The organism is Caulobacter sp. 05T431, from assembly GCF_056665975.1.
Genome location: NZ_JBFTKU010000004.1, coordinates 56,832 through 81,880, shown reverse-complemented (window position 1 = coordinate 81,880; position 25,049 = coordinate 56,832). Strand labels below are relative to the sequence as shown.

Here is a 25,049-nt window from a genome sequence, read left to right as displayed (position 1 = left end):
GCTTTGTCACTCCAGACGCTACAGGCCGCCTTTGCTTCCGCCACCTGGCCGGTGGTGCTGAACGCCACCTACCTGACCGACAACGGGGTGACGCCGCCGCCGGGCTTCGACGCCCTGCTCAAGCAGGCGTTCGTCCTGGGCGACGCCGCCGGGCTGTCGGTGGGGCAGGGACAGGTGGGCGCCGTCGCGGGCGACAGCTTCGCCATCACCGCCGCCAGCCTGCCCAACGGCGTGTTCGGTGCGGTGCAGGCCAACACCGCCGTCACCCTGACCTTCACCCTGCCGGCGACCGGCGGCGACCTGCTGGTGCAGATCCGCACCGACCTGTCCAACTGGACCTTCGCCACGGGCTTCCCGTTCATGGTGGGCGGGGTCTTCGACAACCTGAACTTCAGCCAGGTCAGCCTGCTGTTCTCCACGGCGACCGGCACGGCCAGCTGGCCGGCGCCCGGCGGCGCCACGGTGGCCCTGGCGCCCGGCATGACCTTCGTCGGCGCGCTGAAGCTGAGCGTCTACGCCAACACCGTCCTGCAGATCGCCAACCTGACCGGCGCCGCGATCCCCAATCCGTTGGTGATGTCGGGGCCGATCGACGCGTCGGGCGTCACCGACGATGTTCCCTATCCGGTCATGAACCTCACGGCCCCGTTGTCGGCGGCCACCTTCACCTTCCTGTTCCTGGAGGCCAGCGGGCCGTTCTTCGGCTTCATGATCGATCCGCCGCCGCCCGCCGAAGGCCCCGTGAGCGACGATGATCCGCCGCCCGAGCAGCCCGTGAGCTACGTCTTCGGCGGCGTCGTCACGACCACCACCACGCCGCCCCTGGCGCTGGGATTCACGGTGGTGATCCAGAGCGCCACCGCCAACTACGCCATCGCCCTGGCGCCTCCGGAGGGCGCCACCACGCCGCTGACGCCGGCCAACATCGCCGCCATCGCCGGGGTCAACACCAACTACATCGCCTACGTCCCGGCGCCCCTGCAGAGCTTCTTCACCGAGATCGCGTTCAAGGGGCTGCAGGTCGCGACGGTGCTGCCGAAGGGCCAGACCGTCCCGACCATCACCTCGACGGCGGTGTCGATCGGAACCCTCGACGGGTTCAGCTACCAGCTGATCGACGATCCTTCGGGCAATTTCGATCTCACCATCACCTCTCTCGACCTGCACTGGACCGTGCTGAACCCGACGGGAGCGTCCCGTCAGCTGCTGCTGTTCGAGACGACCTTCACCTTCATGCCCAACGTCTTCACCGACGATCAGGGCAATCCCGGCGGCGAGTTCGCGCTGTCCATCGACCAGGACTTCGTCATCCTGGCGGAGTTCCAGGGCCAGGTCTCGCTGGCCAACCTGCTGCCGGCCATCACCGGCGGCCTGGTCCACATGCCGGACGGGATCTCCGTGATCTTCAGCGACGTGCAGCTGATGATCGATCCGCCCAACACCAGCTACGCCTTCTCGTTCGGGGTGGACGTCACCGTCGACATCATCACCTGGAACGGCCAGCCGCTGATCCGGCTGGACGGCATGCGCATGGCGCTGTCGGCCCAGACGCCCCAGCCCACCCAGCCGCCGCCGGTCAAGCCGCCGTCCACCACCTATGCGGCCTCGATGTCGGGGGTGATGGCGATCGGGCCGATCGCGCTGGACATGCTGATCGCCTACGAAGGGCAGGGGCCTTCGCCGCAATGGCGGCTGCAGAGCGCCCTGGCCGAGCCGTTGGACCTGGGCTCGCTGCTGCGCGAGCTGTTCGCGGTCACCGACCTCGACAAGTTCCTGCCCGACTTCCTGCCCAAGACCCTGATCGTCGACAGCTTCGCCGTCGGGGCGATCATCCCCACCGCCACGGGCGCGGCGTCGAAGTACAACATCTCTGGAGCCCTGACCTGGGAAACCGACGTCCTGCCGGGCCTGCCGATCGCCTGCACGGCCAATCTGGCCCTGGCCTATGACGGCTCCAGGCCGACGGGCAGCGAGTTCTCCGGCTCGGTGCTCGGCACGATCTCTGTGGCCGCCGTCCAGGGGCTGACCGTCTCGATCGCCTACGCCTTCAACCAGCCCGGCAGCGCCGGCGGCTCGACCCTGGCCGTGCAGTGGGAAGGCGTCACTGGGACCTACGACAGCAACGCCGAGACCATCACCGTCACCCTGAACGGCTGGAGCCTGGGCTCGCTGATCACCTCGCTGGTGCAGCTGACCGGGCGGTCCTACTTCTCGCTGTCCGGCCCGTGGGCGGTGCTGAACTCGATCTCGCTGGACGGGCTGTTCTTGACCTTCCACCTGGCCGCCAACGCGCCGACGACGGTCAGCGCCGGCTACAAGCTGTCGTCGCCGATCAATCTGGGCTTCATGGTGATCGACGGCTTCAACTTCGCCCGCGATCCCAAGACCGGGAAGATCCTGTTCTCGATCTCCGGCACGCTGCCGCCGTCGCTGGCGTCGGACCCCGCGTGGCAGCCGCTGGTGAGCAAGGACCCGACCAAGGGCCAGGACGTCACCAAGATGCCGGAGGTGCCCGGCCGCGGGAACGCGCTGTTCGACCTTCGCCTGCTGGCCCTGGGCCAGCACGTGTCGATCAACGCCGCGAACATGAGCAGCACCCAGGCTGTTATCAAGTCGCTGGAGAACGTCCCCTCCACCGGTACGGGCGGCGCCAACCCGGTCGATCCCACCAGCTCCCAGAACGGGCAGCCGCGCTACAACGCCGACAGCAACTGGCTGATCGCCACCGACATCGGCCTGTTCCGGGTCGGCGACGACAAGAGTAATCTCTACTCGATCGAGGTCATGGTCGTGTTCAACGACCCGGACCTGTACGGCTTGAGGCTGGGCTTCAACGGCGACAAGATCCCTGTCCTCAAGGACCTGGCCATCGACATCATGTACAAGAAGGTGACGCCGACGATCGGCGTCTACCAGCTTGACCTGGTGCTGCCGGGCTCGATCCGGCAACTGAACTTCGGGGCCCTGAACGTCACCCTGCCGACCATCGGCATCGCCATCTACACCAACGGCGACTTCACGTTCGACCTGGGCTTCCCCTACAACATGGACTTCTCCGGATCGTTCACGATCCAGGCCATCGTCGGCCCGTTCCCGGTGATGGGGTCGGGCGGATTCTATTTCTCCAAGCTCAGCAACGCCACCTCGACCAAGATCCCCAAGACCGACAAGGGCACCTTCGACCCGGTGATCGAGTTCGGCATCGGCCTGCAGATGGGCCTGGGCTATTCGATCGACAAAGGCATCTTGTCGGCGGGCTTCTCGGTCACCTTCTTCGGCATCATCCAGGGCGTGTTCGCGCCCTGGCACCCCTATGACGGCTCCAACGCCGTGACCGTGGCCGGCGGCACGGCCCTGGTGGGCGCCAGCAAGGAGGTCCAGGCCGACAACTACTTCTGGCTCCGGGGCCAGTTCGGCATCCAGGGCAAGCTCTACGGCACGATCAACTTCGCGATCATCTCGGCCAGCGTGAACGTGTCGATCGTCCTGGCGCTGCAGATCACCTACGAGTCGTACCGCGCCATCCCGATGTCGGTGTCGGCGTCCGTCTCGGTGTCGGTCTCCGTCAAGATCGACCTGGGCCTGTTCTCGTTCTCCATCAGCTTCTCCTTCGCGACGACGATCTCGGAGGACATGACGATCGGTTCCGACAGCACCGCGCCGTGGGACCCGCAGACCAAGTCGCTGATGTTCGCGGCGTTCGGCGAGACCCCGGCGCCGCTCCGCGCGCTGGAGCGGCCGGCCCGGGTGGCGCTGCGGTTCGGCGGATCGCCGCGCGTGGCCAGCCTTTCGGCCGCCGCCGGCGCCGACACGGCCACGGCCGACGACGCGCTGCCCACCCTGACCATCGTGCTGACGCCGCAGTTCACCGTGCTGGCGCCGGACATGAGCCAGCTGAGCTTGGCCAACCAGCAGGGCGCCTTCGTGACCCTGTTCTCGATGGACGCGCCGACCGCGACGGGCGACGGCAACATGACCGGCTCCTCGTTCGCCGCCCTGTGCGACGCCCTGCTGCCCTGGGTGATCGAGTCCCATCCGGCCACCCCGAACGGCCCGGCCCTGGCCTCGACCCCGGTCAGCGTCGCGACGCTGAAGGAAATCCTGGCGGTCCTGGCCGACCCGGCTCAGCAGCCGGCGCTGGCCACCTCCGACATCCTGGCGTTCCTGAAATCCAACTTCACCGTCAACCTGGTCACCGCGCCCAGCCAGCCGCAGCAGGACGCGCTGAAGGCGGGGGCGGTGATCTTCCCCGTCATGCCGGGCCTGAGCCTGACCGTGCCGTCGCCGACCACGCCCAGCAGCACGGTGACCATCGACTTCGAGGCCTGGACCGCGATCACCCCGGCCTATCGCACGGCGGTGATCGCCGAGTTCAACAAGCTGGCGGCGACGCTGAACAACGAGGTCAACGCGCCGGCGCCCAAGGCCCTGTCGGTGGACGAGGCGCCTGAGTCCCTGGCCCAGGTGCTGTTCGAAGACGCCTTCGCCATGATCTCGCGGCAACTGCTGCAGGCGGCGATCGACTGCTACGCCTCGTTCCCCTACGCGCTGCGGCCGGGGGATTCCCTCAATGCGATCATGGCCTTCGCTCAGACGGGCGAGCTCAATCCGCGCTTCACCTACGAGGACCTGGTCAACGGCAACCAGCAGAACCCGCTGAGCGTCGGCGGAACGCTCTATTTCGACGGCGTCACGACCAGCGTCCAGACCCGGGTCGACGACACGACCAAGGCGACGATCATCGAGTCCCTGTCGGCTGTCGCCACGCGCTTCAGCGGACCGCAATACACGACCACCTCGGCGGCCCTGATCGTCAGCAACCAGAACGCCACCAACCTGCTGCAGGCGGGCGTGACGATCACGATCGGCGCGGCGTCGGTCACGACGGCGCTGGGCGACAGCTTCGCCGGCCTGGCCGCGGCGCTGAAGGTCTCGATCGACGTCCTGGCGGCCCAGACCAGCCTCTACGACCTGAACACCCTGCTGCTGGCCGGCGCGCCGCTGCTGATCCCGACCGTGGTCTACACCACCGTCGCCGGCGACACCCTGGGCGCGCTGCTGGGCCGGTTCGGCGTCGGCACGACGGCGTTCGTGGCGCGGCCGGAAAACCTGGCCCTGGCCAACATCTTCGACCTCAAGCAGGAGCCCCTGGTCCACCTGTCCAATCTGGACCTGCTGACGGGCGACCAGCTGAGCCAGGGCGTGGCGGCGGGCGAGACCGTGGGCCAGACCGCCGGTATGGTCTCGCGCTTCATGCTCCAGGGCCTGCGCCTGCCCAACAACAGCGGCCTGACTCTGTCGCCGAACTTCCTCTATCCGACCAACCAGGACCAGTACGGCCTCTACCAACTGACCGGCCAACAGTTCCCGGTCACCACCTACGGCGCGAGCTACAAGGTCACCCTGACCAGAGACAAGACCACCCTGGGCTGGGTGGAAATCAACGGCGTCGCCAACGACGACGACGACCTCAGCGGCGACACCGACCTGACCCAGGCCGCGGCCAATCTCAAGGTCGTGCTGACCTGGGCCCAGCAGTACGGCTACAACCCCAGCGCCCCGACGGTGACCCCCGACCTGACGCTGGAGCCGGAACCCGCCCTGGCGCTCACGCCCCAGCAGTTCGCGGCCGCCAGCTATGCGCCGTGGAACACCTCGGGGATGGACGAGATCGGCAAGATCACGGCGCCGCCCGGGACCTCGGCGACGACGGGCGCTTCGGGCCAGGCCCAGCCCTATCTGTGGCGACTGGCGCCCGCGCTGCTCAGCCGGATCGAGACCCAGCAGGCGGCCCTGACGGAAGAGATGCCGCTGTCGGAGGCCGTGCAGCACCTGCCGGTGTTCGCCCCGGCCACCCTGACGACCGACCCCGCCACCCAGACGCCGATCGTCACGCCTGTCGACGACTACGCCTTCTGCACTCGGATCGACTTCCAGATCCGCAAGCTGGAGCAGGCGGCCGGCGCCCAGACCCCGACGGCGGACTCCAACACCGTGCTGCCGCCGGGAGAGGGCAACACGCCGCCCGTCACCCAGATGGCGCCCAACACCTATCAGCTGATCGGTCCCACCCCCAGCGACGCGGTGCTGCTCGAGCGCATCCTGATCGAGATGAACACCCTGGGGCCGGACATCGTGAACGGCGTACTGGTGGCCTATGCCGACCAGGGCTCCAACATCCCCGGCCTGGTCGGTCACGCCGCTTCGGACGTCTACAGCTTCATCACCCGCTCCAATCTCTCGACCAAGGCCAATCCGCCGCCGCCGCGCCTGTTCGGCGCGCTCGCGGTCGGCGAGGCGGACGAGACGCCGGTGCTGATCAACGACCTGCTGAACCAGCCGTCCGACGCCGTCCGCCTGCTGTGGGAGATCTCGACCGTCCAGTCCGGCGGGTTCAGCTTCTACTGGGACGAGCTGGTCAAGGGCGCGGCCCTGCCGCCAGGGATCTTCGACTCGGCGGGCTACGCCACCCTGACGCTGATGGTCACCTATGTCCGGTCCGGCGATACGCCGGTCGGCGCGCGGCTCAGCAACGTGTGCAACTCGATCCTGACCAGCGCCAGCATCGACCCGACGCGGTCCACCCTGGTCCTGGTCTCGGAGTCCGCGCCCAACACCGCGGTGTTCGACGCGAACGACACCCTGGCCACGTTCGCCCTGCGCTACGGCATGACGGCCGGCGAGGTGGCGCGCGACAATCCCCAGGCCGGGCTGAACCAGGGCGCCCAGATCATCCTGAACGGCATGTTCCACGAAGTGACGCCGGCCGACGTCGCCACCGGCGACGTGTGGACGACCGTCGCCAACTACTATTCCAAGAACGCGCTCCAGCCGATCACCGTCGCCCAACTGCAGGGCTACAACCCGAACGTCACGGCCGGGCTCTACGCGGTGCTGATGATCCCGCAGGTGACCTATGTGGCGGTCGCGGGCGACAGCGTCTCGGGCGTGGCCGGCTATTTCGGCCTGACCCTGGAGCAGGTGGGGGCGGCGGCCCAGGCCCAGACCGGTCTGCTGGCCGGCACGCCGACCCTGAACGTCGATCCGCAGAGCTTCTCGTCCAACCCGTCGATCGGGGTGGGCAATGTCGGCGTGGCCCTGACCCGGGCCAATCTCGACCCGCCGGGCGCCAGCACCGATCCGACCTACGGCCAGCAGTACATGTTCTCGCTGTACTCGCTACTGGACGCCGGCTTCCTGGGCAACCAGTTCTTCAGCCTGACCCAGCCGGGCCTGCCGTTCGGGCCGACCGGCGACGGCTCGTCGTCGGCGCCCAAGAGCAAGAGCGCCCTGATGCGCGCCAATGCGCCGGCCCAGGCCCGGGCCGACATCCGCAACCCGGTGTCGCGCCGCGCCATGCTGCAAAGCCAGGCCGCCTCGGCGACGATCGCCTACCAGCAGGCGCTGACGGTCTACAGCAACAGCAAAATCAATCCGGCGCCGGCCAATCCTCTGCCGAACCTGCCGCCGGCCGCCCTGAACCCTTACCGGGGCGTCGGCGGCGTCGCCCAGCTGAGCCTCCGCTGGCTGGACCTGTTCGGCAACCAGACGGTCACGCCGTTCAATGCGCCGCCCGCCGGCTACAATGGGCCGCTCAACAACCCGCCGATGCCGATCGCCTATACCGACACCCTGATCGCGCTCAGCCAGTGGCCGAACGTCAGCGCCTCCTACCTCTATACGGGGACCGCCGGCGCGCCTCAGCTGCAGATCACCCTGGCTCTGAACACCGACGCMTATCAGCCTTCGGGCGGCGTTCCGGCCCCCGCGGCCGCCAACGACGCCACGGTGTTCGCCCAGGTCTACTACCAGCTCAACCAGGACTATGACGGCCAGGGCGTGCCCGGGGTCAGCGGACCCGCGGTCACCTTCTCGCTGCTCAACAGCCTGACGGGCGGGGTCCAGGCCATGGACCCGGCGCTGGCGGCCCAGTTCGTCGCCTTCGCCAACCAGTGCGCCCAGACGACCGCGGCGGCGGCGGGCGGCACGGCGCCCACCGGCCCGGTCGGCGTCACCCTGACCGTTCCGATCGACATCACCCAGGTGGTGGCCGACAACGTGGTCCGCCTGCGCCTGTTCCTGCTGCAGAGCCGCAACCCGCGTCTGGTCGACGCGCGCCTCCTGGACCTGGACGGCGGCGTGACCGTGCAGACCGAGATCCTGCCGTACTCGACCACGGCCCAGGACTCGCAGGACGCCCTGTTGCCGTTCGCCCAGCAGATGGAGACGGCGTTCGTCACCAGCGCCTGGCAATACCGGGTCGGGGCCGGACCGGCCGATCCCGACGAACCCCTGGCCAACCAGCTCTACACGGTGTGGGTGACGCGGTTCGCCCTGGCGGGCTCGACCGTCGGCCTGACTTTCACCCCAGGCGACGAGCCGGTGTTCTACGCGCCCAAGCCCGTGGCCAAGTCGCAGACCTCGGGCGTGGTCACCCTGCCGGCCTATGTCACCGGCAAGGGGCTGAGCCCGGGGCAGGGGGCGGCGACCACCTTCACCGGCGTGGACCTCAACGTCTGGAGCGCCCAGGCGCTGACGGCGATCGACACCTTCCTGTCGCCGACCTACGCCGCCCCGGCCTTCATCGTGGCCGCCCTGGCCGGCAAGGACCCCGACCAGGCTGGCGACCTGTTCGAGATCCTGGCCCAGAAGGCCGCCCTGGCCGAGACCATCTCCGGCACGATCGAACCCGTGCTGGTCGGCCCGGCCAACAACACCCTGAAGGCCGCCGCCAAGGAGGAGCTGAAGCAGTCCCTGCTGCAGCAGCTGGGCAACGCCGCCCTGGTCACCTCGGTGGCCGTGGTGCCGGTCACCGGCGCGACCACCAACGAAGCTCAGCCGCCCGGCACGGCCAGTCCGCCGGCCTTCTACGGCGCGCCGGTCAACACCGCCCCGCCGGTGGACCTGCCCAACTACGCGCTGTCGGTGGCCAGCATCGCCTTGAACGCCAAGGGGGCGACCAGCACCGACTCGGCGATGGCCTTCCTGTTCACCTGCTCGGACCCGACGCTGGAGGCGTCGATCCCGTTGACGCTGAGCTACCAGCTCACCCACCTGCAGAACGACATCACCGCGGTGGCGGGGATCGACGGCTACAAGCAGAGCAGCTGGATCGCCTTCACCACCGGTCCGTTCAGCTATCCGATCGGTTCGGGGGCGCTGCAGTTCCCAGTTCCCCTGCGCGCCCTGCCGCCGCCGCCGACGGCCCAGGGCCAGACCGGGTCGGGCTCGGCGATCGCCAACCCGACGCCGGCCCAGCTGTCGCTGTGGGACTACACCTTCACCTACACGGCGCGGCGGGCGGCCCAGGATTCGCTGCTGGCGACCGTGTCGTTCAACGCGCCGGTGAACCCGCCGAAGGGCGACCAGGACCCGCAGACCGGCCTGTTCGTCGCCCTGGCCAACCTGATCGGATGCGCCCCGGCGATCTTCGCCGACTTCGACGCCTACCTGACCCAGGTGGCGCCGGACACCAAGCTGGACAGCACCACCTACATCAACGCCGCCGCGGCGCTGACCGCCTGGAACACCCTGGTCACCGGCTTCGCCACGGCCTACGCCGAGTGGGCCAAGCCGGTCCCGCCGCCGCCGTTCTTCGCGGCCCCGCCCGTCGGCCCGCCGCCGGTGAACCTGCAGTTCCGCGTCGAGGTGGCCCAGGCCGCCGACGCGTCGCCCGCGACGATCATCGTCACCAACGTCGGCGGGGCCGACGCGCCCGTACCGGTGATCCAGGTGCTGCCCGACACCTTCACGGCCACGCCGGTGACGCCGCCCGCTGGGGCGATGGCGGCCTATCAGTACGCCAACAAGACCACCGGCGACCTGATGACGACGCGGGAAGCCAAGGACGCCCAGTCGCAGACGATCGCCTTCCCCGAACTCGGCGCCGTCCTCTTCCAGTCGGCCGACACCTCGATCCAGATCCAGCGCAACGTCGACCTGGAGAACGGGGCCACGACCAACGACGCCTTCGTGTTCACGACGATCCCGGTGGCCTTCGCCACTCCGATCACGCCGCTGATCCGCCACGACGCCTACAACCTGACCACCCTAGACCCGCCGGTGACGCCGCCGGCCGCGATCTCCGCCTATCTGACCGAGTTCTTCGGCCAGCTGCTGGGGGCGGACGGCGCGACCTACCTCACCACCCAGATCGGCGCCGACGCCGCCTATCCGCTGAACACCGACCCGGCCAGCCCGGTGATCGACCTGCCGATCGGGCTGATGCCGCCCACCGCGCCGACCTCGGCGGCCCTGACCGAACTGTCCGGGGTGGTGGACGGCTGGCTGCAGGCCAACCGCGCGCCGCTGGCGGGCATCGGCGCCACGCTGAGCTTCGAGGTGATCCTCTACAGCACCCTGCCGAACGCCACGATGCCGCTGGTCAAGATCTCCAGCGTCAACGTCCCGCTGGACGACGTCTCCTAGACGCCGGGCGAGCCTCCAGGCTCGCCCGGACCTTTACGGCGCCCTTATGCCTCGCGCCGCCTCCCGCATGGAGCCCTTACGCCGCCCCATGGTCTGGTCCCGCCAGCTTAGCGGGAGGCCTTTCATGGCTGATCTGATGTTTCTGGCGCTGGGGGTGGGGCTGTTCGTGGCCTTCGCCGCCTTCGCCGTGGGTTTGAGGCGCGTCTGACCATGCTGGTGAACGTGCTTTGGGGCGCCGGGGCGATCGTCGTCGCGGTCTACATGGTCGCGGCGATGCTGCGGCCCGACAAGTTCTGACGGAACGCATTCCATGAATTGGCAAGGCTGGGCGGAAATCGCCCTGACGCTTGGGCTGGCGGTCGCCATCGGCTGGCCGCTGGGCTCGTACATGTCGCGTGTCTGGAACGGCGAACGCACCTGGCTGGACCCGGTGCTTCGGCCGTTCGAGGCGTTTTTCTACACCGCCTGCGGGATCGACCCGAAGAAGGGCCAGACCTGGTACGGCTACGCCGGGGCTCTGCTGGCCTTCAACCTGGTCGGCTTCCTGGTCACCTACGCCGTCCTGCGCCTGCAGGGCGTGCTGCCGATGAACCCGCAGGGCTTCGGCGCGGTCTCCGAGCACCTGTCGTTCAATACGGCCGTCAGCTTCGTGACCAACACCAACTGGCAGAGCTATGCGGGCGAGACGACCATGTCGACGCTCAGCCAGATGGTCGTGCTGACCGTGCAGAACTTCGTCTCGGCCGCCACCGGCGCGACCATCGCCGCGGCCCTGGCCCGGGCCTTCGTGGCCAATCGGGAAGGGGGCGTCGGCAATTTCTGGGCCGACCTGATCCGCACCACGCTCTACGTGCTGCTGCCGCTGTCCTTCGTCCTGGCCGTGCTGCTGGTCGCCCTGGGCCTGCCCCAGACCCTGGCCGCCGGCGTCACCGCCCACACCCTGGAAGGCGCCGACCAGAAGATCTCGCTCTACGCCGTGGCCTCGCAGGAGGCGATCAAGATGCTGGGCATCAACGGCGGCGGCATCTTCAACGCCAACTCGGCCCATCCGTTCGAGAACCCCACGCCCCTGACCAACCTGATCACCGCCGTGTCGATCAACGTGCTGGGCTGGGCCGCCTTCTTCGCCTTCGGCCGTTCGGTCCTGGCCAAGAGGGACGTGCGCGCCCTGGTGGTCGCGGCCAGCGTGCTGCTGTTCGCCGCGGCCGCCGGCATCTATGTCGCCGAGGCCCAGCCGGCCCCGGCCCAGGTCGCCGCCCATGTCGACACCAGCGTCAACATGGAGGGCAAGGAGACCCGCTTCGGCGCGCCGGCCACGGCCGCCTGGGCCGCCATGACGACCGGGGCCTCGAACGGCTCGGTCAACGGCATGCATTCCAGCCTGATGCCCCTGGGCGGCGGGATCGCCATGTTCCTGATGCACCTGGGCGAGATCCTGCCCGGCGGCATCGGCTCGGGGATCGCCGTGATGGTGGTGATGGCCGTGCTGGCGGTCTTCGTCGCCGGGCTGATGGTCGGGCGCACCCCGGAATATCTCGGCAAGAAGATCGAGGCGCGCGAGGTCAAGCTGTCGATCCTGGCCGTGCTGGCCATCCCGGTCTGCGTCCTGGGCTTTTCGGCGGTCGCCGCGGTGTTGCCCGAGGCGCTGAAGGGCCTGATGCACGCCGGCCCGCACGGGATGTCGGAAATCCTCTACGCCTACACCTCGGGCACGGCCAACAACGGCTCGGCCTTCGCGGGCCTGACCGCCAACGCGCCCTGGTGGGACACCACCCTGGCCGTGTCGATGGCCATGGGACGGTTCCTGCCGATCGTGGCGGTGCTGGCCATCGCCGGCTCGCTGGCGGCCAAGCCCAAGCTGGCCCCGTCGGCCGGCACGCTGCCGACCCATGGCGGCTTGTTCGTGGGGCTGCTGATCGGGGTGATCCTGATCCTGGGCGGCCTGCAGTTCTTCCCCGCATTGGCGCTGGGCCCGATCGTCGAGCACTTCCAGGTGCTCGCCGCGGTCGCCGGCCGTTGAGAGACCTGATCATGACGACTCTTGAAACCCACGCCGGGGAGGGCCGGCGCAAGGCCAGCCTCCTGGCCGGCGGCCTGTCCGGCGCCATCCTGGCCCGCGCGACCAAGGACGCCTTCGTCAAACTGGATCCGCGCAAGCTGACCGGCAATCCGGTGATCTTCGCCACCTGGATCGTCGCCCTGCTGTCCACCGCCTCGGCGGTCGCGGCGATCGCCGCCCACCAGTCGGCCGGCTTCGCCGTCCAGGTGTCGCTGTGGCTGTGGGCCACCGTGCTGTTCGCCAACCTGGCCGAGAGCGTCGCCGAAGGGCGGGGCAAGGCGGCCGCCGACAGCCTGCGGGCCACCCGCGTCACCACCAGCGCCAAGCTGATCATCGACGAGAAGACCGGCACGATCATCCCGACGCCCGCCCACAAGCTGGTCCCCGGCGAGGTGATCCTGGTCGAGGCCGGCGACGTGGTGCCGACCGACGGCGAGATCGTCGAGGGGATGGCCAGCGTCAACGAGGCGGCCATCACCGGCGAAAGCGCCCCGGTCATCCGCGAAAGCGGCGGCGACCGCTCGGCCGTCACCGGCGGCACCACCGTGGTCTCCGACTGGATCAAGGTGCGGGTCACCGCCTCGGCGGGCTCGACCTTCCTGGATCGGATGATCGCCATGGTCGAGGGCGCGGACCGTCGCAAGACGCCCAACGAGATCGCCCTGGCCGTGCTGCTGGCCGGCCTGACCCTGATCTTCCTGATCGCGGTGGTCACGCTGCTGGGCCTGGGCAAGTTCTCGGGCGTGGCCCTTGATCCGCTGGTGCTTGGGGCGCTGTTCATCACGCTTATTCCCACAACGATCGGTGGGCTTCTCTCGGCGGTCGGCATCGCCGGCATGGACCGGCTGATGAAGCACAACGTCCTGGCCACCTCGGGCCGGGCGGTTGAGGCGGCGGGCGACGTCGACACCCTGCTGCTGGACAAGACCGGCACCATCACCTTCGGCAACCGCATGGCCACCGAGGTGATCGCCGCGCCGGGCGTGCCGCCCGAGGCCGCCCTGCGCGCCGCCGTCAGCGCCTCATTGGCCGACGAGACGCCGGAAGGCCGTTCGATCATCGAACTGGGCCGCAACCAGGGGATTGTCATCGACACCCCCGAGGGTGCGACCTCGATCGCCTTCAGCGCCTCGACCCGCCAGTCGGGCCTCGACGCCGGCGGCATGTCCTGGCGCAAGGGGGCGGTGGACGCGGTCTATCGCTCGCTCGCCCTGGACCCCAAGCTGATCCCGGCCGAGATCACCGCCGCCGTCGACCGCATCGCCCGCTCGGGCGGCACGCCCCTGGCGGTCAGCGAGAACGGCGTCCTGGTCGGCGTCATCCACCTGAAGGACGTGGTCAAGCCGGGCGTGAAGGCGCGCTTCGCCGACCTGCGCCGCATGGGCCTGCGCACGGTGATGATCACCGGCGACAACCCGGTGACCGCCGCCGCCATCGCCTCGGAGGCCGGCGTCGACGACTTCCTGGCCGAGGCCACCCCCGAGGACAAGCTGCGGCTGATCCGCGAGGAGCAGGGCAGGGGGCGGCTGGTGGCCATGTGCGGCGACGGCGCCAACGACGCGCCCGCCCTGGCCCAGGCCGACGTCGGCGTGGCCATGCAGACCGGCGCCCAGGCCGCCCGCGAGGCCGGCAACATGGTCGACCTCGACAGCGATCCGACCAAGGTCATCGAGATCGTCGAGGTGGGCAAGCAGATGCTGATCACCCGCGGCGCCCTGACGACCTTCTCGATCGCCAACGACGTGGCCAAGTACTTCGCCATCATCCCGGCGATGTTCGTGGTGGCCCTGCCGGCCTTGGGCGCGCTGAACATCATGCGCCTGCACAGCCCGCAGAGCGCGATCCTGTCGGCGGTGATCTTCAACGCCGTGATCATCGTGGCCCTGATCCCGCTGGCCCTGAAGGGCGTGAAGTACCGCGCCGTCGGCGCCGGCAAGCTGTTGTCGCGCAACCTGACGCTCTACGGCCTGGGCGGCCTGATCGCCCCGTTCGTCGGCATCAAGCTGATCGATATCGTCATTTCCGCCCTGGGCCTGGCCTAGGCGCGCTCGGAGATTTGAAGTCCATGCTCTCGCATCTTCGTCCGGCCCTCGTCTCGATGGGCCTGTTCACGGCCCTGCTGGGCCTGGCCTATCCGCTGGCGGTCACCGGCGTGGCCCAGGCGGCGTTCCCGGACCAGGCCAACGGCAGTCTGATCAAGGACGCCAAGGGGACGGTCGTCGGCTCGGCCCTGATCGGCCAGGCCTTCGCCAAGCCCCAATACCTGCATCCCCGTCCGTCGGMGGCGGGCGCCGGCTACGACGCCTCGGCGTCCAGCGGTTCCAACATGGGTCCGCTGAACGACAAGCTGATCGAGCGGGAAAAGGCCGACGCCGCGGCCCTGCGGGCGGAAAACCCCGGCGGCGCGATCCCCGCCGACGCGGTGACGACCTCGGGCTCGGGCCTGGACCCCGAAATCTCGCCGGCCTACGCGCGTTTCCAGGTTCCGCGCATCGCCAAGGCTCGGGGGCTGACGACCGACGCCGTCGAGGCGGTGATCGCCCGCCACCAGGAGGGACCTCTGCTGGGCTTCATCGGCCAGCCGCGCGTCAACGTCCTGCTGGTCAATCGCGATCTGGACCGCGAGACGGGCGCCATCCGTTAACCCTGCTTGGCTAGGGTCGCACCCATGCGATCCGAAGCCGAACATAGATCAGGTGTCGAACAGCGGGCCCACCCCCGCACGCCGACCAAGCGCAAGGCCTATGTGGTCGACGGCCGCAAGGCCTGGAAGGTCTCGCTGATCGACATCGCCGAAGGCGGCGCCCGGATCGCGGTCGCCGATCTGGACCTGCCTGCCGAGGGGGCCTTCCTCGTGGACTCCATCGCCAAGCGGATCCACCTGACCCGCGTGGTCTGGCGTTCGCAGAAGGAGGCCGGCCTGCAGTTCATCGAGAGCGACACGCTGGACGGCCCCGCCGGCGGCAAGGACGGCGCGGTGTCGATCGCCACGCGTTTCGCCTGGCGACTGAACGCGGCCTGACCCTTCAGGCCCGGGCGCGGGCCAATCCAGTGAGGCGAAGTTGCGGCGCGACAAGTTTCGCGCCTGAAATGTTCAGGCAAACGTGGCCGGGCAAGTAAGCCTAGGCGTGATCTCCCTCGCGGCCGTCCGAGCATCCGTTTCGCCATTGTGGCGTTTGATGGTGCGGACGCCGCGGCGGCGCTCCGCCGTCCCTTGCCTCGCGCGCCTGAGATCTCGATGACCGAACCCCGTCCGCCGATCCGTCATGTCAGCCGCAGGGCTCAAATCATCGGCGGCGCGATCGCCCTGGCGGTTCTGGTCGGGATCGTGTGGCTGGCCTGGGCCCTGATGCACGCGCCCAAGGGCGAGGGCGGCGGGGCGGGCGGTCCCGGAGGCCCGGGCGGCGGCTTCGGCGGCGGACGGCGCGGCGGTCCGGCCAGCACCGTGGCGGTGGCCACGGCCACCCAGGCCGACCTGCCGGTAATCATCGAGGCCCTGGGCACCGTGAAGCCCGCCGCGACGGTCACCGTCCGGCCGCAGGTCTCGGGCGTGATCACCCAGGTGATGTTCAGGGAAGGCCAGATGGTCCGCGCCGGCCAGCCGCTGGTGCAGATCGATCCGCGCCAGTTCCAGATGGACCTCCTGCAGGCCCAGGGCGCCCTGACCCGTGACGAGGCCCAGCTGGCCAGCGCCCGGGTCACCCTGACCCGCTACCAGACCCTGCTGGCCCAGGACTCCATCGCCCGCCAGGACGTCGACACCCAGGCCGCCACCGTCAAGCAGCTGCAGGGCTCGGTGATGGCCGACCGCGCCGCCGTCGGCACGGCGAGGCTGAACGTCGGCTACGCCCGCATCGTCGCCCCGGTCAGCGGCCGGGTCGGCCTGCGGGTCGTGGACGCCGGCAACTACATCGGGGCGGGCGACGCCGGCGGGGTGGCGGTGATCACCACGGTCTCGCCGATCGACGTCGAGTTCACCGTCCCGCAAGACGACGTGCCGCGCATCGCGAGCCGGGCCAACGGCGGCGGCGCGCTGCCGGTGATCGCCCTGGACCGTACGCGGACTACCACCCTCGACAAGGGGACCTTCTCGACCCTGGACAACCTGGTCGACACGGGCACCGGCACGGTCAAGGCCAAGGCCCGGTTCCCCAACGCCGGCGGGACGCTGTTCCCCAGCCAGTTCGTCAATGTCCGGCTGGAGCTGGACACCATCAAGGGCGCGGTCGTCGTGCCGGCCACGGCCCTGCGCCAGAGCAGCGACGGCGCCTTCGTCTGGGTGCTGGGCGAGGGCCAGACCGTGCACAAGCGCAAGGTCACCTCCGGCCCGTCGACCACCACCCAGGTGTCGATCGTCAGTGGGCTGAAGGTTGGCGAAAAGGTCATCACCGAAGGCGGCGACCGCCTGCGCGAAGGCGGCAAGGTGCAGCTGCCCGGCCAGGCCGCCGGCCGCATGGGTCAAGGCAAGGGCAAGGGGAAAGGCCAGTGGGCCGGCAAGGCGGGCGAGGGCGGTCAGGGGCAGGGCGGCGAGCACCGCCGTCGCCGTCAGCAACAGGCCGAATAGGCCGCGCCGATGAACCCCTCGCGTCCCTTCATCCAGCGGCCGGTCGCCACGGCGCTGTTCATGGCGGCCATCGTCCTGGCCGGCCTGGTCGGCTTCCGGCTGCTGCCTCTGTCGGCCCTGCCGCAGGTCGACTATCCCACCATCCAGATCCAGACCCTCTATCCCGGCGCCAGCCCCGAGGTGATGAGCCAGACGGTCACCGCGCCGCTTGAACGCCAGCTGGGCGAGATGGCCGGCCTGGCGCGGATGAGCTCGGTCAGCACGGCCGGGGCCTCGATCATCACCCTGCAGTTCAACCTGGGTGAAAGCCTGGACGTCGCCGAGCAGGAGGTGCAGGCGGCGATCAACGGGGCCAACAGCCTGCTGCCGGCCGACCTGCCGGCCCCGCCGGTCTACGCCAAGGTCAATCCGGCCGACGCCCCGGTCCTGACCCTGGCGGTCACGTCCGACACCCTGCCGCTGACCGAGGTGCAGAACCTGGTCAACACCCGCCTGGCCCAGAAGATCAGCCAGGTCTCGGGCGTGGGCCTGGTCACCCTCAGCGGCGGCCAGCGCCCGGCCATCCGCATCCAGGCCGACACCCAGGCCATGGCGTCGTACGGCATCACCCTGGCCAACGTGCAGACCGCGATCAGCAGCGCCAACGCCAATAGCGCCAAGGGCAGCTTCGACGGCCCGACCCGCGCCTACACGATCAACGCCAACGACCAGCTGCTGACCGTCGACGACTATTCGAACCTGATCGTCGCTTACAAGGACCAGGCCCCGATCCGCCTGCGCGACATCGCCCAGGTGGTTCAGAGCGCCGAGAACACCCGGTTGGGCGCCTGGGCCAACGACACGCCGGCGATCATCGTCAACGTCCAGCGCCAGCCTGGCGCCAACGTCATCAAGACCGTCGACGCCATCAAGGCCAAGCTGCCTGAGCTGGAGGAGGGGCTGCCCGCCACCCTCGAGGTCAAGGTGCTGGCCGACCGCACCACCGGTATCCGCAGCTCGGTCCACCATGTGGAGATGGAACTGCTGCTGGCCGTGGTCATGGTCGTGGTGGTGATCTTCTTCTTCCTGCACAGCCTGCGTGCCACCCTGATCGCCGGCCTGGCCGTGCCGATCTCGCTGATCGGCTCGTGCGGGGTGATGTACCTGATGGGCTTCTCGCTGAACAATCTCAGCCTGATGGCCCTGACCATCGCGACCGGCTTCGTGGTCGACGACGCCATCGTCATGATCGAGAATATCTCCCGCCACCTGGAGAAGGGCGTCAAGCCGATGGCGGCGGCCCTGCAGGGCGCCAAGGAGATCGGCTTCACGATCATCTCGCTGACCGTGTCGCTGATCGCCGTGTTGATCCCGCTGCTGTTCATGGGCGACGTGGTCGGGCGGCTGTTCCGCGAGTTCGCCATCACCCTGGCCATCACCATCCTGATCTCGGCCGTGGTCTCCCTGACCCTGACGCCGATGTTGTCGGCCCGCTGGCTGAAGTCGGCCGGGGAGGAGCACCAGGGGCGGATCGCTAGGAAGTCCCAGGCCGTGTTCGAGCGGGTCGAGCGAAAGTACGAGAAGGGCCTGGGCTGGGTCCTGGAACACCAGGCGCTCACGCTGATGGTCGGGGTCGGCACCCTGGTCCTGACCGCCTTGCTCTATCTGATCATCCCCAAAGGCCTGTTCCCGACCCAGGACACCGGCCAGCTCCAGGCTCGCACCGAGGTGGAGCAGTCGGTCTCGTACGACCGCATGGCCGGGCTGCAGCAGGAGGCCGCCAAGGCCATCCTCGACGACCCGGCGGTGGAGAGCCTCAGTTCGTTCATCGGCGTCGACGGCGCCAACAACAGCATGCTCCACACCGGTCAGATGCTGATCAACCTGAAGGCCGACCGCCACGGCTCGCAGGAGAAGATCATGCAGCGGCTGCGCGACCGCGTCGCCGCCGTGCCGGGCGTGCACCTCTACCTGCAGCCCACCCAGGACCTGACCATCGACGCCGAGACCGGCCCGACCCTCTACCGTCTGTCGCTGGAGAGCTCCGACACCGCCACGGTCAAGCAATGGGCCTCGAAGCTGACCGAACGTCTGGCCAGCGTGAAGTCGGTGCGAAACGTCTACAGCGACGCCAGCGCCACGGGCGCGGCGGCCTATGTCGACATCGACCGCGACACCGCCGCGCGCCTGTCGATCACCGCCTCGGACATCGACGACGCCCTCTACAGCGCCTTCGGCCAGCGAATCGTCTCGACCATCTTCACCGAGACCAACCAGTACAGGGTGATCCTGGAGGCCAAGCCCGGCCTGCTGACCGCGCCCGAGTCCCTGGGCCTGCTGAACCTGAAGACCGGCGGCGGGTCGCCCACGCCGCTGTCGGCGATCTCGACGATCAAGGAACAGACCGCCCCGCTGCAGGTGACCCACGTCGCCCAGTTCCCGGCCACCACGATCGGCTTCGACACCGCGCCCGGCGTCTCGCTGGGCAAGGCGGTCGAAGACATCCGCGCGGCAATGAAGGACATCGGCATGCCGGTGTCGGTGACGCACACTTTCCTCGGCGCGGCGGGGGCTTACGAGAACTCCCTGAGCAACCAGCTGTGGCTGATCTTGGCGGCCGTGGTGTGCGTCTACATCGTGCTGGGCGTGCTCTACGAGAGCTACATCCACCCGCTGACCATCCTGTCGACCCTGCCGTCGGCCGGTGTCGGCGCGCTGCTGGCCCTGTGGATCACCGGCAACGACCTGGGCGTGATCGGCATCATCGGCATCATCCTGCTGATCGGCATCGTCAAGAAGAACGCGATCATGATGATCGACTTCGCGATCGACGCGCAGCGCAACGAGGGCAAGAGCCCGCGCGACGCCATCTTCCAGGCCGCCGTCCTGCGCTTCCGCCCGATCCTGATGACCACCCTGGCGGCCCTGTTCGCGGCCATCCCGCTGATGCTGAGCTTCGGCGAGGGCGGCGAGCTGCGCCGGCCCCTGGGCATCGCCATCTTCGGCGGCCTGCTGGTCAGCCAGCTGCTGACCATGTTCACCACCCCGGTGATCTACCTGGCCTTCGACCGCTTCGCGCCGGCCGACAAGGGCGTCCACCGCGAGCATGACGACCACGTCGCGCCGGATCGCCTGGATCCCGACCCGATCCCGGGGGCGCCGTCGTGAACCTGTCGGCGCCCTTCATCAAGCGGCCGGTGGCCACGGTCCTGCTGACGATCGGCCTGGCCATGGCCGGGATCGCCGCCTTCTTCGTGCTGCCGGTCTCGCCCCTGCCGCAGGTGGACTATCCGACCATCTCGGTCTCGGCCAACCTGTCGGGCGCCAGTCCCGAGACCATGGCCTCCAGCGTCGCCACGCCCCTGGAGCGGCGCCTGGGCGTGATCCCGGGCGTTACCGAGATGACGTCGCAGAGCAACACCGGCTCGGCCCGGGTCACCCTGCAGTTCGACCTCAACCGCAACATCGACGGCGCGGCGCGCGAGGTGCAGGCCGCGATCAACGCCGCCCGCTCGGACCTTCCGGCCACGCTGAAGAGCAATCCCAGCTACCGCAAGCAGAACCCCTCCGACGCCCCGGTGATCATCCTGGCCCTGACCAGCGACACCAAGACCCCGGGCCAGATCTACGACGCGGTGTCCAACATCGTGGCCCAGCGCCTGTCGCAGGTGACGGGCGTCGGCGACGTCGAGATCGGCGGCGGCTCGCTGCCGGCCGTGCGGGTGTCGGTCAATCCGTTCCTGCTGAACAAGTACGGCATCGCCCTGGAGGACGTGCGCGCCGCCGTGCAGTCGGCCAACGCCAACCGGCCCAAGGGCCAGGTCGAGGGCGCGGGGCGGCGCTTCCAGGTCTATACCAGCCCCGGCGGACGCAAGGCGGCCGACTACGCTCCACTGGTCGTGGCCTGGCGCGGCGACGCGCCGGTGCGCCTGCAGGACGTGGCCGAGGTCACCGACAGCGTCGCCGACACCCGGACGCTCGGCCTGTTCAACGGCAAGCCGGCGATCATCATCCTGGTCACCCGCCAGCCCGGCGCCAACATCATCCAGACCGTCGACAGCGTGCGCGCCGTCCTGCCCGAGCTGCGGGCCCAGTTGCCCAGCGACATCAATGTCCAGGTCGCCTCCGACAGCACCAATTCGATCCGCGCCTCGCTGCACGAGATCGAGGTGACGGTGCTGATCTCGGTGGTGCTGGTGGTGCTGGTGGTCAGCGCCTTCCTGCGCAGCGCCCGGGCCACCTTCATCCCGGCGGCGGCGACCGTCGTGTCGCTGCTGGGCACGTTCGGGGTGATGTACCTGCTGGGCTTCTCGCTGAACAACCTGAGTCTGATGGCCATCACCGTGGCCACGGGTTTCGTGGTCGACGACGCGATCGTCGTGCTGGAGAACACCCAGCGCCACATCGAGAAGGGCATGGACCGCTTCAAGGCCGCCCTGCTGGGCGCGCGCGAGGTGGGCTTCACGGTGCTGTCGATCAGCATCTCGCTGGTGGCCGTGTTCATCCCGCTGCTGTTCATGGGCGGCCAGGTGGGACGGTTGTTCCGCGAGTTCGCCGTCACCCTGTCGGCGGCGGTGATGATCTCGCTGGTCATCTCGCTGACCACCACGCCGATGATGTGCGCCTACCTGCTGCGCCCGCCCAAACGGGGCAAGCAGGAGGGACGGATCGCCCGCTGGTTCGAGGCCGGCTTCGACCGGGTCCACCGCACCTACGAATACAGCCTGGACTGGGCCCTGGCCGCCAAGCCGCTGGTGGTGCTGATCCTGGTGGTGGTGATCGGCCTGACCGGCTGGCTCTACGTCGCCATGCCCAAGGGCTTCTTCCCGCAGCAGGACAGCGGCCAGATCCAGGCGGGTCTGCGCGCCGACCAGAGCGTGTCGTTCCACGTCATGCAGGACAAGCTGCGCCAGGTGGTCAACATCATCCGCAAGGACCCCGCGGTCGACACCGTGGTGGGCTTCACCGGCGGCGCCCGGGCGGGCGGCGGCTTCCTGTTCGTCAACCTCAAGCCGCTGGGCGACGGGGCGGACGATCGCAAGGAGAAGGGCTCGGCGGTGATCAATCGCCTGCGGCCCCAGCTGCAGAAGGTCACCGGCATCAGCGTCTTCCTCAACCCCGTCCAGGACGTGCGGATGGGCGGGCGCTCCAGCAACTCGACCTACCAGTACACCCTGACCAGCGACTCCAGCGATGCGCTGAAGCAATGGGCCCCCAAGCTGGCCGAGGCGATGAAGGCGCGGTCCGACGTGATGACCGACGTCGACAGCGACCAGTCCGAGAACGGCGTCGAGACCTTCGTCACCATCGACCGCGACAGCGCCTCGCGGATGGGCGTCACGCCCCGGGCGGTCGACAACGCGCTCTACAACGCCTTCGGCCAGCGCCAGGTCGCCACGATCTACGAGGACATCAACCAGTACGCCGTGATCCTGGAGTGGGACCGCCGGTTCTCGAAGGGGCCCGAGGCGCTGAACGACCTCTATGTGCCGACCAAGCCCAGCGGTGCGACGGCGACCACTTCAACCAGCGGCGCGGCGGTGAACCCGGCGCTGCGCGACGCCTCGACCGGTTCGGCCCTGAACACGGCGGTGACGCCGATGACGCCGCTCTCCGCGATTTCCAGCGTCGCCCAGGCCGCCACCCCGACCTCGATCAACCACCAGAACGGCGAGCTGGCCACCACGGTGTCGTTCAACCTGGCCGACGGGGTCTCGCTCAGCGACGCCCAGGCCGCCATCAAGCAGGCCGAGGCCGACATCGCCATGCCGACCAACGTCCGCGGCAGCTTCCAGGGCAGCGCCCGCAGCGCCCAGGACCAGAACAAGCAGCAGCCGTTCCTGGTCGCCGCCGCCATCGTGGCGATCTACATCGTGCTGGGCATCCTCTACGAGAGCTACGTCCATCCGCTGACCGTGCTGTCGACCTTGCCGGCCGCCGGGGTGGGGGCGATGCTGGCCCTGCTGGTCTTCAAGATGGAGTTCTCGGTGATCGCCCTGATCGGGGTGTTCCTGCTGCTGGGCATCGTCAAGAAGAACGCCATCCTGATCATCGACTTCGCCCTGGAGGCCCAGCGTTCGCGCGGGCTGACGGCCCTCGAAGCCGTGCGCGAGGCCAGCCTGCTGCGTTTCCGGCCCATCCTGATGACCACCCTGGCCGCCGCCCTGGGCGCCTTGCCCCTGGCCATCGGCTTCGGGGAGGGGGCCGAGCTGCGCCGCCCGCTGGGCATCACCATCATCGGCGGCCTGATCGCCAGCCAGCTGCTGACCCTGATCACCACCCCGGTCGTCTACGTCTATCTCGACCGCCTGCGGGGCAAGACGCGCGACGAGCGCTACCTGGCCCACATGCCCTCGGCTCCGGAACCCATCTGATGTCGTCCTTGAAGTCCCTGGCCGTCGCCGGCTCCGCCTTGACCCTGCTGTCGGCCTGCACGGTCGGGCCCGTCTATCAGCGGCCGGACGTCACCGCCTCGGCCACGGCCCTGCCGGCGACCTACAAGGCCCTGGACGGCTGGAAGGTCGCCACGCCCGGCGACCTGCTGGACCGCGGCGACTGGTGGACCCTGCTGGGCGATCCGGCGCTGGACGCCCTGGTCGCCAAGGTCAACGTCTCCAACCAGACCATCGCCGCCGCCGAGGCCAACTACCGCCAGGCCCGGGCCCTGACGCGCGAGCAGCGGGCCAGCCTGTTCCCGGTGGTCGACCTGTCGGGCTCGGTGACCAAGGCCGGCGGTTCGGCCTCGGTCAATTCGGCCGGCGGCTCGGGCAACGCCGCGCGCTACCAGGCCAGCCTGGGCGCCAGCTGGGAGCCGGACCTGTGGGGGCGCATCCGCCAGGGCATCAACGGCGCCAAGGCCGGCGAGCAGGCCAGCGCGGCCGACCTGGCCGGCGCCAGGCTGTCCATGCAGGGCGAACTGGCGGTGAACTATCTGGGCCTGCGCCAGACCGACATCGAGCTGGCCCTGGTGACCCGGACCGTCGAGGGCTACCAGCGCAGCCTGCAGATCACCCAGAACCGCTACGCCGCCGCCATCGCGCCCAAGTCGGACGTGCTGCAGGCCACCAGCCAGCTGGCCGGAGCCCAGGCCGAGCTGGAAAGCCTGCGCCAGACCCGCGCCGCCTACGAGAACGCCATCGCCACCCTGATCGGCGAGCCGGCCAGCGGMTTCCGCCTGGCCGCCGATCCCGCCTGGAGCGCCCGCACGCCTGAAATCCCGGCCGKGGTGCCTTCGACCCTGCTGGAGCGCCGCCCCGACATCGCCGCCGCCGAGCGCCGGGTGGCCGCCGCCAACGCCGACATCGGCGTGGCCCGCGCCGCCTTCTTCCCGACCATCGGCCTCAGCGCGGCCGGCAACGCCAGCGGCACCGATTTCGGCAAGCTGTTCTCGGCCTCGGCCAACACCTGGTCCCTGGGCCTGACCGCCGCCCAGACCCTGTTCGACGCCGGCGCGCGCAAGGCGCGGGTGGAGCAGGCGAGGGCGTCCTACGACGCCTCGGTGGCCGATTATCGCCAGACCGCCTTGGCCGCTTTCGAGGACGTGGAAAACCAATTGACCGCGGCCCAGGTGCTGGAACGCCGCCAGGCCCTGCTGAAGACCAGCTCGGACGCCGCCGACCAGACCGAGCAGATGCTGCTGAACCAGTACAAGGCCGGGCAAGTGGGCTACACGGATGTCGTCACGGCCCAGGCCTCGGCCCTGTCCGCCCGGCGCGCCCTGGTGACCGCCACCGTGGCCCGGCAGACCACGGCCGTGGCCTTGATCCAGGCCCTGGGCGGCGGTTGGATGGCGCCGGCCTAAGGCGCCGACAGGGGCGTTTTCGCCCCAAAACCGATCTTATCCGACATCGCGGCCCTCAAAGGGCGTGCATGATCGCGGCTGTACGATTCGGCCGCGGAGCCGTCGGGTCCTATCCCGGACGGCGCGGCGGCGCGTGCAACGTGTCGTTGTCGGCCGCCGGCGTCGCGGCCGGTTTCGCCTTTGCAACAAGGCCGTGACGGTCCTGGTCTTGCCTCCTT

The 25,049-nt window shown here is 69.3% G+C and carries 9 protein-coding genes; all 9 read left to right on the top strand.

The window, feature by feature from the left end:
- Window positions 1–3: 3 nt before the first annotated feature.
- The 9 genes from AC1U89_RS05440 (at window position 4) to AC1U89_RS05400 (ending at window position 24,831) form a co-directional block, all read left to right on the top strand.
- On the top strand, window positions 4–10,428 hold the full coding sequence (locus tag AC1U89_RS05440; RefSeq protein ID WP_479898715.1) for a hypothetical protein: 10,425 nt from the start codon (window positions 4–6) through the stop codon (window positions 10,426–10,428).
- A gap of 310 nt (window positions 10,429–10,738) precedes the next feature.
- Window positions 10,739–12,448 carry a potassium-transporting ATPase subunit KdpA gene (gene kdpA, locus AC1U89_RS05435; protein WP_479898714.1) on the top strand — a complete coding sequence of 570 codons (1,710 nt, stop codon included), beginning with the start codon at window positions 10,739–10,741 and terminating at the stop codon, window positions 12,446–12,448.
- Between the two features lie 11 nt (window positions 12,449–12,459).
- The gene (gene kdpB, locus AC1U89_RS05430; RefSeq protein WP_479898713.1) at window positions 12,460–14,529 is read left to right on the top strand and encodes a potassium-transporting ATPase subunit KdpB; all 2,070 of its coding nucleotides are present in this window, start codon (window positions 12,460–12,462) and stop codon (window positions 14,527–14,529) included.
- Between the two features lie 23 nt (window positions 14,530–14,552).
- Window positions 14,553–15,131, top strand: a complete 579-nt coding sequence (gene kdpC / locus AC1U89_RS05425; protein ID WP_479898712.1) for a potassium-transporting ATPase subunit KdpC — start codon at window positions 14,553–14,555, stop codon at window positions 15,129–15,131.
- 24 nt (window positions 15,132–15,155) lie between these two features.
- Entirely contained in the window at window positions 15,156–15,509 is a 354-nt protein-coding gene (locus AC1U89_RS05420; protein WP_479898711.1) for a PilZ domain-containing protein, read from the top strand.
- A gap of 216 nt (window positions 15,510–15,725) precedes the next feature.
- Window positions 15,726–17,051 carry an efflux RND transporter periplasmic adaptor subunit gene (locus AC1U89_RS05415; protein ID WP_479898710.1) on the top strand — a complete coding sequence of 442 codons (1,326 nt, stop codon included), beginning with the start codon at window positions 15,726–15,728 and terminating at the stop codon, window positions 17,049–17,051.
- 9 nt (window positions 17,052–17,060) lie between these two features.
- On the top strand, window positions 17,061–20,198 hold the full coding sequence (locus AC1U89_RS05410; protein WP_479898709.1) for a multidrug efflux RND transporter permease subunit: 3,138 nt from the start codon (window positions 17,061–17,063) through the stop codon (window positions 20,196–20,198).
- Window positions 20,195–23,404: an efflux RND transporter permease subunit gene (locus tag AC1U89_RS05405; RefSeq protein WP_479898708.1), complete on the top strand. Its 3,210-nt coding sequence runs from the start codon at window positions 20,195–20,197 to the stop codon at window positions 23,402–23,404. Before AC1U89_RS05410 ends, AC1U89_RS05405 begins: the two co-directional genes overlap by 4 nt.
- Window positions 23,404–24,831: an efflux transporter outer membrane subunit gene (locus AC1U89_RS05400; RefSeq protein WP_479898707.1), complete on the top strand. Its 1,428-nt coding sequence runs from the start codon at window positions 23,404–23,406 to the stop codon at window positions 24,829–24,831. Before AC1U89_RS05405 ends, AC1U89_RS05400 begins: the two co-directional genes overlap by 1 nt.
- The last annotated feature ends 218 nt before the right edge of the window (window positions 24,832–25,049 follow it).

Coding starts and splice junctions, on each gene's coding strand:
- kdpA (WP_479898714.1), top strand. CDS start 10,739: ATGAATTGGCAAGGCTGGGCGGAAATCGCCCTGACGCTTGGGCTGGCG.
- AC1U89_RS05420 (WP_479898711.1), top strand. CDS start 15,156: ATGCGATCCGAAGCCGAACATAGATCAGGTGTCGAACAGCGGGCCCAC.
- kdpB (WP_479898713.1), top strand. CDS start 12,460: ATGACGACTCTTGAAACCCACGCCGGGGAGGGCCGGCGCAAGGCCAGC.
- AC1U89_RS05415 (WP_479898710.1), top strand. CDS start 15,726: ATGACCGAACCCCGTCCGCCGATCCGTCATGTCAGCCGCAGGGCTCAA.
- AC1U89_RS05410 (WP_479898709.1), top strand. CDS start 17,061: ATGAACCCCTCGCGTCCCTTCATCCAGCGGCCGGTCGCCACGGCGCTG.